Here is a 16,527-nt window from a genome sequence, read left to right on the forward strand (position 1 = left end):
AAACTAAGGTGGGGTAGTTAAACTTCAATAACTAGATTTTCCCTGAAAATCTAGTGTCACTTTCAAGTTAATTAATAACCACTTAAAAAGCTGTCTCAAAAACGAAGAAACAGCCTCGAAATTAAATACAGTGAAAATGTGGATGTAACACCTATACTGTATATAGCGTACGAGGCCGGCTTCTTTTTTGAGACAGCCCTTATAGATTATAATACTTCAGGTAAGTGTTCCGTACAAAAGGCTCGAACAGCCTCAATCTCTTCATCTTCCAATTCGAAGTCTAGCGGTTTATCTGTACCTCTTTCAAGTAGATCATATTTAATGATCGCTGATTGATTATCTTCTACTTTATATAATACACGAATGTAAATTCCTGCTTCCGTAAATAGTTCATCATCTTCAGGAACTGTAATATCAAGTAATACTTCATACCGTTCCCCCGTTAAAATCCCAAATGGATCTTTCAGTTTTTCAATACTATACTCCGTAATCATTACCATATAATCATCCTTCCAAAGTCTTATCTCTATTATTATACCTCATAATTCAAGTTTAGTATGCCGAACAAAATAATAAATAGAAATAGTGGGAGGAAATTTCTATAATAGGGTTATATACTAAAAAATCTAAGTAATAGTATGACCTACTCCCCTTTTGATATATAAGAAAATAATGCGTATAATACGAATTTCCTAGACAAAAAATGAATAATAATACATATGGGTTAATTATCCAGCTTTGTAGTCTGTACAGTTTCTGAAAAATTGGTAAGACCATATTCGTTATTTTTCGACAAATTGCAAATCTCTATTTATTTATAATGGGAAAAATGGTATAGTATTTTGGATTAGTAGGAATGATTATACCTCAGAGGTCTGAAGTCTGAAGAAAATAAGTTGGAGGAACCTGCATGTCTATTAAGTCTGATCATCGACATTTATACTTACAAGTAATCGATCACCTCAAGCAGGATATTGAAGAGGGTACATATAAAGAGAAAGAGAAATTACCTTCAGAATTTGACCTTGCGAAGAAACTCGGCGTAAGTAGAGCTACTCTACGTGAAGCGTTACGAATTCTTGAAGAAGAAAACGTAATAATCAGAAGGCATGGGGTCGGGACATTTGTACATGCCAAACCGGTGTTTAGCTCAGGAATCGAGCAGCTTAATAGTGTCACGAATATGATTAAGCAAGCAGGGATGAAACCGGGAACTATTTTCTTGAGCTCGACAACCCTGGAACCGACTGACGACGACATCCGCCGCTTTTCTTGTGCAATAGACGAGGAAATTGTAGTGATTGAAAGAGTAAGAACTGCGAATGGGAAGCCAGTCGTTTATTGTATTGATAAGATCCCGGCAAGTATTCTTAAAGGGAACTTCGATTACAGTGAAGAATCGATTTTTCATATTCTTGAAAGAGAATCCAGCCGTATGATTACTCATGCGATCGCTCAAATTGAGCCGATTGGGTATCATGAGAAGGTTTCTCCGATTTTAGAATGTGAACCGGAAGCTGCGTTACTTGTTTTAAAGCAAATGCACTTTGATGATAGGGACGAACCAATCCTATATTCGGTCAATTATTTTAAAGCGGATGTGTTTAGCTTTCATGTGCTTCGTAAACGAATCTAATTTTTTTGCAAGCGATGGAAACGTAGACGATCGGTCATTGCGTGCAATTCTACTAAGCATCAATTAAACTTAGGAGGTACATACCTTGAAAAAACGTAAAATGGGGTTAGTTATGTCACTTGTCCTTGCTGCTGGAACGATCTTGGCTGCATGTGGCTCAGATGATGGTAAAAAGGATGAAGGAGCTAAAAAAGAAAGCGACAAATTTAAAGTTGCTATGGTAACGGATACTGGCGGTGTTGATGACAAATCCTTCAACCAATCTTCATGGGAAGGCATTCAAGCATTCGGTAAAGAAAATAATTTAACTGAGAAAAAAGAGTACACATATCTTCAATCTAAATCAGACGCTGATTATAATACCAACTTAACTCAATTAGCCCGTCAAAACTACAATTTGGTATTCGGAGTTGGTTACTTACTTCAAAGTTCGATTGAAGAAGTGGCTGCACAACGCAAAGATACGAATTACGCTATTATTGATGCGGTTTCCAAAGGTGATAATGTCGCAAGTATCACATTTAAAGAACAGGTTGGTTCATTTCTTGTAGGGGTAATTGCCGGAAAAACAACGAAAACAAATAAAGTTGGTTTTGTCGGTGGAATGGACAGTGAATTGATTAAGAAATTCGAATCAGGATTTATTGCTGGTGTAAAAACAGCAAATCCTAAAGCTGAAGTGATCATTCAATATGCAGGAAGCTTTGGTGCTCCTGACAAAGGTCAAGCTATTGCGAACACTTTATATTCTTCTGGAGCAGATATCATTTATCATGCAGCGGGAGCTACTGGTAATGGGGTATTTAAAGCTGCTACAGATTTAAAGAAACAAGACCCTAGCAAAGAAATTTATGTAATCGGTGTTGACCGTGACCAGTATGAAGAAGGCGCTGTAGAAGTTAATGGTAAACAAGAAAACGTAACTTTAACTTCAATGGTTAAACGTGTTGACGTAGCAGTTCAAGATTTATCTAAAAAAGCGATGAATGGTGAATTCCCAGGCGGAGAAATAGTTGAATATGGTCTTGAAGAAAACGCTATTGCAATTTCTAAGCATACAGACCATGTTTCTGAAGAAGCTTTAAAAGCTGTTGATGAATATATTACTAAAATCAAAGCTGGTGAAATTGAAGTTCCTAAGACTAAGGCAGAATACGAAGATATGGGATTCTAATTTTGAACTAAAGGAAGAAGGAATAAAAGGGGCAAGCACTTAGCCTTTTATTCCTTCTTTTTATGGCGATTTAAATGGATGTATTTTGAAAAAGGTGAAGGAAAAGCTATGATCATTCATAGTTTTTCATTTGATTTTTTCTAATGTAAAGATAGTAGAAGCATGGTGTTTATCTACCTCTTTAATAAAAAAATCACTTTTATTTCATAACATGGACTACGGGGAAATTATTATGAATACCTGACTCATCCAATCAATCATTTGTGTATTTAAATAATCACGCTGGAAATAGTTCTGTTACTCACAATCCGTTAGTGAGCGAACACACGATAAGTGTAATCGCCTCGTTTTTTTGATGAAATTCTCGTTTGTTTAGAAAAATAATGTTTCCGATAACCGAGAGCCAAAGGTTCAGTTGAAAGATTCACTTAATTATAGGAGTTGATGGTGTGGAATATGTAATTGAGATGCTCAATATTCGTAAAGAGTTCCCGGGCATAGTTGCAAATGATAATGTAACACTACAAGTAAAAAAGGGAGAAATACATGCTTTGCTTGGGGAAAATGGAGCAGGGAAAACGACGTTAATGAACGTTCTTTTCGGTCTTTACCAGCCAGAAAAAGGAGAAATTCGTGTAAATGGCGAACCGGTCAAAATTACAAATCCTAATATTGCTAATGATTTAGGAATCGGGATGGTACACCAACATTTCATGCTTGTAGATCCTTTCACTGTCACGGAAAATATTATCCTTGGTAAAGAACCTTCAAAAGCTGGGAAAATCAATTTAAAGGATGCCAGTAAAAAGGTAAGAGAGCTTTCTGAGAGATATCATCTTAGTGTCGATCCTGATGCAAAAATTAAAGATATTTCAGTTGGAATGCAGCAACGTGTCGAAATCTTAAAAACATTATATCGCGGTGCGGAAATTTTGATTTTTGATGAGCCCACAGCGGTACTGACACCACAAGAAATCAAAGAATTAATGATAATCATGAAATCTCTTGTTAATGAGGGGAAATCGATTATTTTGATCACTCATAAATTGAAAGAAATTATGGAAGTATGTGATCGTGTTACCGTCATGCGTAAAGGTGTAGGGATTGGTACAGTAAATGTAAGTGAATCAGACCCGAATTCTTTGGCAAGCCTTATGGTTGGACGTGATGTTGTATTTAAAACGGAGAAAAAAGAAGCAGCTCCAGCAGATGTTGTTTTAGATATTAATGGTATTAGCGTCAAGGACGCTCGTGGAATCCAAGCTGTTAATCAATTAAGTCTTTCAGTCAGAGCTGGTGAAATAGTCGGAATAGCGGGTATTGACGGAAATGGTCAAACAGAACTCATAGAAGCAATTACTGGATTAAGAAAAACAATTAGTGGTTCTATTAAAATCAATGGGAAAGAAATACAAAATCTAAAACCGAGAAAAATCAGTGAATCTGGTGTAGGACATATTCCAGAGGATCGTCATAAACATGGTTTAGTCTTGGATTATAGCATTGGTGAAAATATCGTCTTACAAACGTATTATCAAAAGCCGCTTTCTAAATCTGGCGTCTTAAATTATTCGAAGATTTTTGATCAAGCTAGAAACATTATCGCGGAATACGATGTTAGAACACCAAGCGAATATACGCCTGCTCGTGCACTATCAGGAGGTAATCAGCAAAAAGCGATCATAGGTCGTGAGGTAAACCGTAATCCTGATCTATTGATTGCAGCACAACCGACACGTGGCCTTGATGTTGGTGCGATTGAGTTCATTCACAAACGTTTGATCGAACAACGTGATAATGGGAAAGCAGTTTTACTTATTTCATTTGAACTTGACGAAATCTTGAATGTTAGTGATCGGGTGGCGGTTATTTATGAAGGGGAAATTGTTGCTATCGTCAATCCAAGAGAAACAACTGAACAAGAACTAGGATTGATGATGGCTGGAAGCAAGCGTATGGAAGTAGGTGGGAAATCTCGTGGTTAAAAAAATGTCCGGTTTGTTTATACCCGTTTTATCGGTTGTGCTCGGCTTATTAGCAGGAGCTATTATTATGCTTGTCAGTGGTTATAATCCAGTTGACGCATATATCGCATTATTTTTTGGGGTTTTTGGTGATTCATATTTTCTCGGAGAAGCGATCCGAACAGTTACACCGTACATTCTTGCTGGTTTAGCTGTAGCATTTGCTTTTAGAACAGGTCTTTTCAATATTGGTGTCGAAGGTCAGCTTCTTGTCGGTTGGTTGGCAGCTGTTTGGGTGGGAATAACTTTTGAACTGCCAATGTTGATTCATTTGCCGCTTGCTATTCTTGTTGGTGGATTAGCAGGAGCTTTGTGGGCATTCATACCTGGGTTATTAAAAGCCAAATTTAGAGTACATGAAGTAATTGTATCGATTATGCTTAATTACACGGCTCTTCATGTCACTAATTATATTATTTCCTATGTGCTAACTGATAAATTAGACAAGACCAATAATATTTTTGAAACTGCAACACTAAGATCACCATTTTTATCTGGATTAACGGATGGTTCACGCCTCCACTGGGGAATCATTGTTGCAATGATCTGTGCCATCATTATGTGGTTTATTCTTGAGAAAACGACAACTGGATTTGAACTGAAAGCAGTTGGTTTTAACCAACATGCATCTGAATACGCTGGAATGAATGTAAATCGGAACATTATCATGTCAATGGTTATTTCAGGAGCATTTGCTGGATTTGCTGGTGCGATGGAAGGGCTTGGTACATTTGGTTACGCTTCGATAAAAGGCGGATTTACCGGAATTGGTTTTGATGGAATTGCAGTTGCCCTTCTAGGTGGTAATACAGCAATAGGAGTTGTACTAGCGGCATTCCTATTCGGTGGTTTAAAGGCTGGGGCTCTGAATATACCAGTTGAAACGCCGATTCCCAACGAGATCGTAGACATCGTCATTGCTCTGATCATCTTCTTTGTTGCATCTAGCTATTTCATTCGCTGGATCTTAAACCGAATTAATAAAAAGGGGGTGAAATAAGTGGATTTTTACCAAGTACTGCAAATTATTATTCCATCGATGATTGGACTTGCAGCCCCACTTATCTTCACTGCGCTTGGCGGTGTGTTTTCAGAACGTACAGGTGTTGTAAATATAGGTTTAGAAGGTTTAATGGTAATTGGTGCTTTTACAGGTATTGTGTTTAACTTGACGTTTGCTGATGTATTTGGATCAGCTACACCTTGGCTTGCTGTGTTGGTTGCCATGGTTGCCGGAATAATTTTTTCCCTTCTACATGCCGTAGCATCGATTACGTTTCGTGCTGATCAGACGGTCAGTGGGGTTGCGATCAACTTGTTGGCTGTTGGTCTTACTCTTTTCTTAGTTAAAAAGCTTTATGGAAAAGGGCAAACAGACATGGTTACAGAAAATTTTGATCGCGTTGATATCAAATTCCTAAGTGATATTCCGTTTATCGGTAAAATATTTTTCTCTAACGGGTATTATATCTCTTACATTGCGATTGTTTTAGCCGTTGTCGTTTGGTATATTATATTCAAAACGCCATTCGGTTTACGTATTCGAGCTGTTGGCGAACATCCAATGGCGGCCGATACAATGGGAGTAAATGTTGCAAAAATTCGTTACGCTGGTGTCCTTTTATCAGGAGCATTTGCTGGGATTGGCGGAGCTGTCCATGCAATGACAGTATCCAATGAATTCAGTCACTCCACGATTAATGGGCAAGGTTTTATGGCAATTGCTGCAATGATCTTTGGTAAATGGCATCCTCTTGGCGCAATGGGTGCGGCACTATTCTTTGGTTTAGCGCAAAGTTTAAGTATTGTTGGAGCTAGCTTGCCATTTTTCAAAGATATCCCTGGTGTCTATTTATTGATAGCACCATATGTGTTAACCATTATCGCTTTGACTGGCTTTATTGGACGTGCAGACGCTCCGAAAGCATCAGGTCTGCCTTATATTAAAGGAAAAAGATAAAAATTAGTTGAACGAGGGTGTCTCATAAGGGTCTGACCTCGCACTCTAAATCAGTATGTAGTGTTTCATACACTTCTTTTATACTGATTTTAGTTGTTGCGGGGTCTGACCCTTTACTTGTTTTTTGTGCTTAGCGTATAAGATGCCATACTTTATATGGAAATTGTTTTAGGTCTATCCGCATTATTCGCAATCGCTTTCCTTCAAGGCCTATCTAGTCAGGCGCTTGCACCTTTGTTTTTATCCTCATAAAATAGTATGAAATCTAAAAAATTAAATAATAAAAACCATGATACTTGCATGAATTTTCTTAAACAAGGTATATTTTAGAAGAAGAGAAAAGTTCTTGAAGAAAAATTGTATGCATTCAATTTCTTCTAACAGGTTTAAAAGCACTTGAACTAACAAACAATATAAAGATAAAAAATGAATGAGGAGGTCTATTTAATGGGAATCTCTCTTGATACAATAAAGAAAAACCCTGGCTATTCAGTGCATATCGTCAAAACAGCTCAATACAAAACGAATACACTTGTACTTAAAATGAAAGCACCCCTTAAGCATGAAACAGCGACATATCGTTCATTGCTTCCGTATATATTGCAAAGTAACACAGCTACATACAAGACGACACCAGCATTACGTTCGTATTTGGATGAATTATATGGTGCGAGCTTTTATGTAGATGTTGCCAAAAAAGGGGAATATCAAATCATTAGTTTTGTCCTTGAAATAGCCAATGAAAAATTTCTTCATGATTCTGAGCCTTTACTAGAAAAGGGAATTGCCTTCTTAGCAGATGTCCTATTTAATCCGAAAAAGGATGGCGAAAGCTTTGATATAGGGACGTTTAATAATGAAAAAAGATCGCTTCAACAGAGAATTCAATCCATTTATGATGACAAAATGCGGTATGCAACGACGCGCCTTGTGGAAGTAATGTGTGAAGAAGAGCCTTATGGTATAGATGCTTTGGGGGATATCGAGTCATTAGACAGCATTACAGCAGAATCATTGTATAGTTATTACAAGCAAGTGCTCGTGGAAGATGAAATGGACGTTTATGTAATAGGTGATATTAATGAAATAGATGTTCAAAAGCTGTTCAATCAACATTTCAAGCTTCCTAACCGTGAGCCCGAAAGAATGAAAAGTGTGCAGAAAAAGGTAAACACAGTGAAGGAAAAGATTGAGGAAATGGATGTTAAACAGGGGAAATTAAATATTGGATATCGTACGAATATTGTATATGGAGACCCTGATTATTATGCTTTACAAGTCTTTAACGGAATATTCGGCGGTTTTTCTCATTCGAAACTTTTTATAAATGTCAGGGAGAAAGCAAGTTTGGCTTATTATGCGGCGTCTCGTTTAGAGAGCCATAAAGGCTTGTTAATGGTTATGTCGGGCATTGAATCAGCCAATTATGATCAAGCTGTTACCATTATTCATGAGCAAATGAAAGAAATGAAGCAAGGTAATTTCAGTGATGAGGAATTATCTCAAACAAAAGCAGTAATCAAAAATCAACTATTAGAAACAGTTGATTCGGCTCGCGGTCTCGTAGAAATCCTTTATCATAATATTGTTTCTGGCTATGCTATTTCTTTGGAAGAATGGCTGAAAAAAACTGAATCTATTACGAAAGAGGAAATTGTAGATGTTGCCCAAAAAGTTGAGTTGGATACCATTTATTTCATGAAAGGGACGGAGGTGTAAAAAATGGAGAAAATAACATTTGAACAACTTCAAGAAGAAATATTCCATGAAAAAATGACGAACGGTTTGGAAGTATATATTTTACCAAAGAAAGGATTCAATAAATCATTCGCGACTTTCACGACGAAATATGGTTCGATTGATAATCATTTTGTTCCTCTTGGTAAAAAAGACTATGCAAAAGTACCAGATGGTATCGCGCATTTTCTAGAGCATAAGCTGTTTGAAAAAGAAGATGGAGACGTGTTTCAACAGTTTAGTAAGCAAGGGGCTTCTGCTAATGCCTTTACTTCTTTTACAAGAACGGCATACCTTTTCTCTAGTACTGCAGACTTTGATCTTAACTTAAAGACACTCGTTGATTTTGTTCAAGATCCTTATTTTTCTGAGAAAACAGTGGAAAAGGAAAAAGGAATTATTGGTCAAGAAATAAAAATGTATGATGATAATCCTGACTGGCGTCTTTATTTTGGCACCATTGAAAATATGTATCATAACCATCCTGTGAAAATTGATATTGCTGGAACAGTTGAATCCATTGCTGAAATTACGAAGGATTTACTTTATGAGTGTTATGAGACTTTTTACCATCCAAGCAATATGTTGTTATTTATTGTTGGACCTGTGGAACCAGGAGAAATTATGGAGAAAATCCGCAGCAACCAAGAAGGTAAGGAGTTTCAATCGCCGCAAGCAATAAAACGCCAATTTGAAACGGAGCCTTCGGATGTAGCTGTGAAAGATCGAACATTGCACATGAGTGTTCAAACACCGAAAATCATGCTCGGAATTAAATCGGCAGATCTCAATCTAAGTGGTCAAGAGCTATTAAAAAAAGAACTAACCGTAAGCATCTTGTTGGAAATGCTTTTAGGAAAAAGCTCGCCTATCCATGAAGATCTGTATACGAGCGGTTTAATTGACCAAACATTTTCCTACGACTTTACCCAAGAGAATGGCTTTGGATTTGCGTTAATAGGAGGGGATACGGCACATCCTGAAGAATTAACAGCGAAGTTGAAACAAATTCTTTTTGAGGCGAAAACGGGGAAAGGGATTAGTGAAGAAAGCATGAAGCGAGTGATTAAGAAACGAATCGGCTTATTTTTACGTTCACTAAATTCCCCAGAATATATTGCAAATCAATTTACACGCTATGCTTTTAATGATATGAATTTATTTGATGTTGTACCAGTGCTTGAACAAATTGAATTTAATGATGTCTTGGCTACTACTGAAAGATTGATTGATGAAAAATTTATAACGGTTTGTCAAGTGCTGCCTAAATAAGTTGAGGATGGCTCATACAAATGATTTTTCTTTGTATGAGCTGTTTTCTTTTTGTGGTGGTTTTAAGGAGGGAATTAAGATGGAAAAACGGTTTGCACTTATTACAGGAGCAAGCGGGGGAATCGGGAGCGCAATTGCAAGGAAGCTTGCAGCAGAAAATTATTCATTGTATCTTCATTACAATCGGAATGAAGAAGCAATTGTTGCACTTATTAAGGAATTATCATCTTATGATATTGAACTCATTCCGATACAGGCTGATTTAGGTGATGTTGATGGATATAAACATTTATGCAAACAAATCTTTTCTTTACATACGATTGTTTTGAATAGCGGCAATAGCTTTTATGGATTAGTGACCGATATGGATGACTCTACTGTTGCACAAATGATTCAGCTTCATGTGACTAGTCCTTTTCAGCTTACAAGAAATTTGCTTCCTAAATTAATGAGTAATCGCGGTTCAATTGTCGCAGTTACATCAATATGGGGACAGACTGGTAGTTCATGCGAAGTGCTTTACTCGATGGTCAAAGGTGGGCAAAATGCATTTATTAAAGCATTGAGCAAAGAAACAGCGCTAAATGGTATCCGAGTCAACGCCGTTGCGCCTGGAGCGGTATCGACGGCTATGCTAGAATCCTTTACAGAAGAGGAATTAGAAATCTTACAGGGAGACATTCCAATGGGAAGAATCGGTGAAGCGAATGAAATTGCTGATGTTGTCGCATTTCTTCTCTCTCAGAAAGCCTCCTATATGACTGGACAAATTATAGGGGTAAATGGGGGCTGGTATGTGTGACTTCCTTGAATAAAAAATAGTCAATTTTCGCATGCTAATATGGTACCAATTAAGGAAAGGATGATAATCAATGTCTGTATTAGAAAATTGGGATCAATGGAAAGATTTCTTAGGTGACAGATTGAATCAGGGGGAAGAGCAAGGACTTTCCCAAGATGCAATAACTGGCTTGGCAGTTGAGATTGGGGATTATCTGGCGAAACAAGTAGATCCAAAAAATGACCAAGAACGTGTATTGTCTGATCTGTGGTCGGTAGCAAATGAAGATGAGAAGCATGCTATTGCTTGCTTGATGGTTAAGTTAGTCGACAACAACGGCACGAGCTAAAGACATTAGGATGATTCAGAAGTTTTGGACCTCAAATTAGAGGGACTGACTAATTGAATCATCCTTTTTCATTAACATGTAATCTAGGTACGTAGAGAATCATCTTAAATTAAGTTAAGTAATGTTTTCCCTTTTAACTTTTACTGAAATGCTATATTATAGAGACAAGACAATTTTATTTTCATGAAATCGGGTTTCTTTGGGAAAAATCTCTTCTTCATTGATAAATTGCGTAATCTTTAAATATGATAAAAAGTCTAGGTTCCCCTTTCTTGATAAGGAGTGTGTATAGTGGAGAATAAAGAATGGTATTTTGAATATGAAATACAAAAAAACCGACCAGGTTTATTAGGGGACATCTCTTCATTACTTGGTATGCTATCGATAAATATCGTAGCGATTAATGGTGTTGATGAAGGAAGAAGGGGCTTGCTTTTGCTGGCTAATGACAGCAGAAATATTGAGAGATTTGAGTCAATTCTATCGACAATGGATACAATAAAGGTAATTAAGCTGAGAGAACCGCATGTGCTTGATAAATTAGCTGTCAGACACGGTAGATACATACAAAGGGATGCAGATGAAAAAAATACGTTTCGTTTCGTGAGGGATGATTTAGGGATTCTTGTAGACTTTATGGCTGAACTATTTAAACAGGAAGGTCATAAATTGATTGGGATTCGTGGAATGCCAAGGGTTGGGAAAACAGAATCGATTGTCGCATCTAGTGTCTGTGCGAATAAACGCTGGTTATTTGTATCGTCCACATTGCTTAAACAAACGATCCGCAGTCAGCTTATTGAAGATGAGTACAATAATAATAATATATTTATTTTAGACGGGATTGTCTCTACAAGACGCGCCAATGAAAGGCACTGGCAGCTAGTTCGGGAAATCATGAGGCTAAATGCAGTGAAAATAATTGAACATCCAGATATTTTCGTTCAAAATTCGGAGTACAAACTTGAGGATTTTGATTACATCATTGAGTTAAGAAATACTCCTGATGAAGAAATTACATATGAAGTAGTAAACCAAAACGATCAATTACAAGGGTCAGAGTTTGGTTCATTTGATTTTTAATTTGGCAGGTGTTTGATTTGACGGAATTAGGTAACAGATTGAAGGAAGCTAGAGAAGAAAAGGGTTTAAGTTTAGATGACTTGCAAGAAGTAACAAAGATTCAAAAACGTTATTTAATAGGGATCGAAGAAGGCAATTATTCGATGATGCCGGGTCAATTCTATGTTCGGGCGTTCATTAAACAATATTGTGAAGCGGTTGAACTTGAACCAGAGGAAATTTTTGATCAATATAAAAATGAGGTTCCTGCCGTATATCATGACGAACTACCTGAGTTGTCACGCGTTCAATCAAGAAGATCGCTACCGACGAGTTCGAAAGCCATGGAGCTATTTCCGAAAATATTAGGATTATTATTTTTCATTGGAATCATAGTCTTACTTTATTTCTTGTATTTGAAATTTTTCCCAAGTGAAAGCCCAAAGGTAGTTGATGATAATGTAGGTGTTGTGGATCACGGACAACCTGATAATTCACCATTAAATCAAGGTAGTAATACTGATGCTAATGAAGACAAAAATACTGATAAAACAGATAAGAGCAAAGATGAGCCAGTTAAAGAAGAGGTTATTGTGGAAACACCAACCCAGGAATTAGCCATGATCAGTACTAGCGGTTCAAACAGCGTATATGCACTGAAAAACGCCGCAACATTTAAATTGAAAGTTGCCTCTATAGGGGAAGCGTGGGTTAAAGTGAAAAACGGTAGCGGCCAGACACTTTTTAATGGACTTATAAAATCTGGAGAAGCCAAAGAAATTGATGTAACGAATGAATCCGAAGTAGTCATCCGTACGGGAAGAGCCTATGAAACGGAGATTTTTGCTAATGATCAGAAACTCGAATATGCTATTTCTCCAACAGAGAAAGACGTTCAAAATGTAACGATACAATTTACAAAAGCTGAATAGTCATCTTTATGATGGCTATTTTTCGCTTGTCGTATAAAGAAATGAATCTTATGCTATTCAACTTTGGAGGGTACTATTGTGAATTTGCCAAATAAAATAACAATATCAAGAATTATCTTAATACCTATTTTTGTAATTATTATGCTCGTACCTTTTTCTTGGGGGGAGTTGATGCTGGGGGACTACACTCTTCCAGTTAATCATTTGGTAGGGACTATACTTTTTATTCTTGCTGCTTCAACAGACTGGGTGGATGGACACTATGCCCGCAAATATAATATGGTCACAAACCTTGGGAAATTTCTCGATCCTCTTGCTGACAAATTACTCGTTTCAGCAGCTTTAATTGTATTAATTGATTTGGATTTAATGTACAACCAATCATGGATTGCTATTGTCATTATTAGTAGGGAGTTTGCCGTTACAGGCTTAAGGCTAGTACTTGCGGGAACGGGTGAAGTAGTTGCCGCCGATATTTTAGGGAAAATAAAAATGTGGGCACAAATTGTAGCTATATCAGCGTTGTTATTACATAATATTCCTTTTGTTTTGATTTCATTCCCATTCGCTAATATCACTTTATGGATTGCGTTGATTTTTACTGTTTGGTCTGGATGGGATTATTTCGCAAAAAACAAAACTGTATTTATTAATTCTAAGTAATTGAATTTGTGGGGGATGGAAATGAACGCAGAAATCATCGCGGTTGGATCTGAATTACTATTAGGTCAAATAGCCAATACAAATGGGAAATTTTTATCTAAGCAACTAGCAGAAATAGGAATTAACGTTTATTTTCATACTGTTGTAGGTGATAATAGTGAACGGCTTCAATCTGTTATCGAGATTGCAGAATCTCGTGCTGACTTCATTATTTTTACAGGCGGACTTGGACCAACAAAGGACGATTTGACGAAAGAAACGATTGCCCGTCATTTAGGGAAAAATCTTGTTTTTGACAATCATGCTTTAACAGCTATCCAAGCGTATTTTATAAAGACTGGACGGGAAATGACAGAAAATAATAAAAAGCAGGCACTCATTTTAGAACATGCGGATGTACTTGCAAATGATCACGGAATGGCCCCTGGCATGATTCTTACTTTAAAGGATAAGACATATATGTTACTACCCGGACCTCCAAAAGAGTTGGAGCCTATGTTTTTAACATATGGGTATAAAAGGTTAATGGAAAAGCTAGATAAACAAGAACGCATTGAGTCAAAGGTACTGCGCTTTTTCGGAATTGGAGAGTCGTTGCTAGAGACGAAGATAGATGACTTGCTTGAAAATCAAACAAATCCGACGATTGCTCCACTTGCAGGCGATGGTGAAGTGACGCTAAGGATTACCGCTAAACATGAGTCAAAAGAAATATGTGATCAGCTGATTAGCGAAGTTGAAACGGAAATAATGAAACGTGTGGGAGACTTTTACTATGGAAGCGACCAGACTTCTTTAATTAAGGAACTGGTAAAAGAGTTAACTGCAAGAGGTATGTCAATTGCCGCTGCAGAAAGTTTGACAGGTGGGATGTTCCAAGAGCAATTAACGACAATTCCTGGAGCTGGTAAAGTCTTTAAAGGCGGAATTGTTAGCTACACAAATGATGCTAAATCTAGTCTGCTACAAATTCAAGATGCAACTATTTCCACATTTGGTGTCGTAAGTCAGCAATGTGCAATCGAAATGGCCGAAAATATTCGAACACAACTTGATGCAGATATTGGGATCAGCTTTACTGGAGTAGCGGGTCCTGATGAACAGGAAGGGAAACCTGTAGGGACCGTTTTTATTGGCATGGCTTTTCGCAATGGGATTTCGAAAGTTGAGAAACTAAATCTCTCTGGTAGCAGGGCACAGATCAGAATAAGAAGTGTAAAAAAAGGTTGCCATTATCTATTGAACCATCTTTCTACCTAATTTTACAAGAGAATGTCTCATAGGGTGAAATGAGGCATTCTCTTTTTGTTTTGGGAATATTAAACAATATCTTTGTGGGGAATTATTTAGCTTGCAGAAGCAACAAGGGCTAAAACAAGCCACAAATTGCATCTTTTTATAATGCTGCATTAATTTTCAAAAAGATCAAAATTGTATTATTAAAGCTTTTGTTAATGGGAAATGGAATTTTTGCTAGACAGAAATGCTGTTTTTAAGTTATTATTGCTTTAGTAATAAACGAATGAATGTTCGTTTTTTGCTTGGCAAATGAAAGAAAAGAGTATATAGTAGAGATAGACACCAAAGAGGGAATTAAGCGAGTATTTTAGATGGATGAAAGACAATCACAAATAGAAATGCATGAACGTATTCTTACTTTCTTCCATTCTTTTTTAGAAGTCGAATTAGTACAGAAGTTTGAATATTACCCTAGCATACTAAGCCTGGGGAAGAGCTACTGCTTTATTTTAAAAATTTATTATCTAATCAGCTAAGCTGATTAACCTATAGAGGAGGAACTTGAGTGAGCGATCGTCAAGCGGCACTAGAAATGGCATTGAAACAAATTGAAAAACAATTTGGTAAAGGTTCCATCATGAAGTTAGGAGAACAAACAGATAGAAGAATCTCAACAATTTCAAGTGGTTCATTAGCATTGGATGTAGCTTTAGGAGTGGGTGGATATCCACGAGGCAGAGTTATTGAAATATATGGTCCAGAAAGTTCTGGTAAAACAACGGTTTCCTTACATGCGATTGCAGAGGTTCAGGCTAATGGCGGTACCGCTGCATTTATTGATGCAGAGCACGCTTTGGACCCCGATTACTCACAGAAACTCGGAGTCAACATTGATGAGCTATTGCTATCACAGCCAGATACTGGTGAGCAGGCACTTGAAATCGCAGAAGCATTGGTCAGAAGTGGTGCGGTAGATATTATCGTCATTGACTCTGTGGCGGCACTCGTTCCTAAAGCTGAAATTGAAGGCGAGATGGGAGATTCTCATATGGGTCTTCAAGCTAGGATGATGTCACAGGCACTTAGAAAACTATCTGGTGCAATTAATAAATCCAATACCATTGCTGTTTTCATTAACCAAGTCCGTGAAAAGATTGGTGTAATGTTTGGAAACCCTGAGACGACTCCAGGCGGCCGTGCTTTGAAGTTTTATTCATCAGTAAGACTTGAAGTGCGTCGCGCTGAACAATTGAAACAAGGTAGTGACATAGTCGGTAACAAAACGAAAATTAAAGTCGTTAAAAACAAGGTAGCGCCTCCATTCAAGCAAGCAGAAGTAGATATTATGTATGGTGAAGGAATTTCCAGAGAAGGCGAAATCATTGATATGGGATCAGAATTAGATATCGTTGAAAAGAGCGGGTCATGGTATTCCTATAACGGTGAAAGACTAGGGCAAGGACGAGAAAATGCTAAGCTTTTCTTAAAAGAAAATAAAACTATTAAACTTGAAATAGCACAGAAAATTCGCAATCATTATAATCTAGATGGTGAACATGAATTGCCTGCAGGTAGTGAGGAAGAAAAGGAAGACATGAGCCTGCTCGACTAATTGTGCCAAAGAAAAGAAGCCTGATGAAAAACTAGGCTTCTTTTCTTTATATATATCTTTATATATATGGTTTGAACTGGTAATTT

15 protein-coding genes are annotated in these 16,527 nt (G+C 37.2%); 14 read left to right on the forward strand and 1 reads right to left on the reverse strand.

Annotation, left to right across the window (positions count from 1 at the left end; translation table 11 throughout):
* Positions 1-206: 206 nt before the first annotated feature.
* On the reverse strand, positions 207-500 hold the full coding sequence (locus JNUCC23_RS08640; RefSeq protein ID WP_062181013.1) for a DUF6509 family protein: 294 nt from the start codon (positions 498-500) through the stop codon (positions 207-209).
* Between the two features lie 410 nt (positions 501-910).
* On the opposite strand from JNUCC23_RS08640, the gene JNUCC23_RS08645 reads away from it, so the two are divergent.
* From JNUCC23_RS08645 to recA, 14 genes are all read left to right on the forward strand, one after another.
* Complete coding sequence (locus JNUCC23_RS08645) at positions 911-1,636, forward strand: GntR family transcriptional regulator (protein WP_062181010.1); 726 nt, start codon at positions 911-913, stop codon at positions 1,634-1,636.
* 85 nt (positions 1,637-1,721) lie between these two features.
* Entirely contained in the window at positions 1,722-2,810 is a 1,089-nt protein-coding gene (locus JNUCC23_RS08650) for a BMP family lipoprotein (RefSeq protein WP_454215244.1), read from the forward strand.
* A gap of 449 nt (positions 2,811-3,259) precedes the next feature.
* Positions 3,260-4,795, forward strand: a complete 1,536-nt coding sequence (locus JNUCC23_RS08655; protein WP_454215246.1) for an ABC transporter ATP-binding protein — start codon at positions 3,260-3,262, stop codon at positions 4,793-4,795.
* Positions 4,788-5,834: an ABC transporter permease gene (locus tag JNUCC23_RS08660; protein WP_454215248.1), complete on the forward strand. Its 1,047-nt coding sequence runs from the start codon at positions 4,788-4,790 to the stop codon at positions 5,832-5,834. The genes JNUCC23_RS08655 and JNUCC23_RS08660 overlap by 8 nt, the downstream gene beginning before the upstream one ends.
* A complete protein-coding gene (locus tag JNUCC23_RS08665; RefSeq protein ID WP_157279552.1) occupies positions 5,835-6,794 on the forward strand; it encodes an ABC transporter permease in 960 nt (319 codons plus the stop codon).
* Positions 6,795-7,241: 447 nt separating this feature from the next.
* A complete protein-coding gene (yfmF, locus tag JNUCC23_RS08670; RefSeq protein WP_062180998.1) occupies positions 7,242-8,513 on the forward strand; it encodes an EF-P 5-aminopentanol modification-associated protein YfmF in 1,272 nt (423 codons plus the stop codon).
* Between the two features lie 3 nt (positions 8,514-8,516).
* Positions 8,517-9,803, forward strand: coding sequence for an EF-P 5-aminopentanol modification-associated protein YfmH (gene yfmH / locus JNUCC23_RS08675; RefSeq protein ID WP_403073409.1), 1,287 nt, complete (start codon positions 8,517-8,519; stop codon positions 9,801-9,803).
* 79 nt (positions 9,804-9,882) lie between these two features.
* Positions 9,883-10,605 carry an elongation factor P 5-aminopentanone reductase gene (gene ymfI / locus JNUCC23_RS08680; RefSeq protein WP_403073411.1) on the forward strand — a complete coding sequence of 241 codons (723 nt, stop codon included), beginning with the start codon at positions 9,883-9,885 and terminating at the stop codon, positions 10,603-10,605.
* A 70-nt stretch (positions 10,606-10,675) separates the two neighbouring features.
* On the forward strand, positions 10,676-10,933 hold the full coding sequence (locus JNUCC23_RS08685) for a DUF3243 domain-containing protein (RefSeq protein WP_062180988.1): 258 nt from the start codon (positions 10,676-10,678) through the stop codon (positions 10,931-10,933).
* A 291-nt stretch (positions 10,934-11,224) separates the two neighbouring features.
* On the forward strand, positions 11,225-12,016 hold the full coding sequence (locus tag JNUCC23_RS08690) for a DUF3388 domain-containing protein (RefSeq protein ID WP_062180986.1): 792 nt from the start codon (positions 11,225-11,227) through the stop codon (positions 12,014-12,016).
* An 8-nt stretch (positions 12,017-12,024) separates the two neighbouring features.
* Complete coding sequence (locus JNUCC23_RS08695; RefSeq protein WP_403073414.1) at positions 12,025-12,927, forward strand: helix-turn-helix domain-containing protein; 903 nt, start codon at positions 12,025-12,027, stop codon at positions 12,925-12,927.
* 78 nt (positions 12,928-13,005) lie between these two features.
* Entirely contained in the window at positions 13,006-13,590 is a 585-nt protein-coding gene (gene pgsA / locus JNUCC23_RS08700; protein WP_403073416.1) for a CDP-diacylglycerol--glycerol-3-phosphate 3-phosphatidyltransferase, read from the forward strand.
* A 21-nt stretch (positions 13,591-13,611) separates the two neighbouring features.
* Complete coding sequence (locus tag JNUCC23_RS08705) at positions 13,612-14,850, forward strand: competence/damage-inducible protein A (protein WP_454215253.1); 1,239 nt, start codon at positions 13,612-13,614, stop codon at positions 14,848-14,850.
* Positions 14,851-15,394: 544 nt separating this feature from the next.
* Positions 15,395-16,441, forward strand: coding sequence for a recombinase RecA (recA, locus tag JNUCC23_RS08710; RefSeq protein WP_403073419.1), 1,047 nt, complete (start codon positions 15,395-15,397; stop codon positions 16,439-16,441).
* Positions 16,442-16,527: the final 86 nt, after the last annotated feature.

This window comes from Peribacillus sp. JNUCC 23, assembly GCF_053653995.1.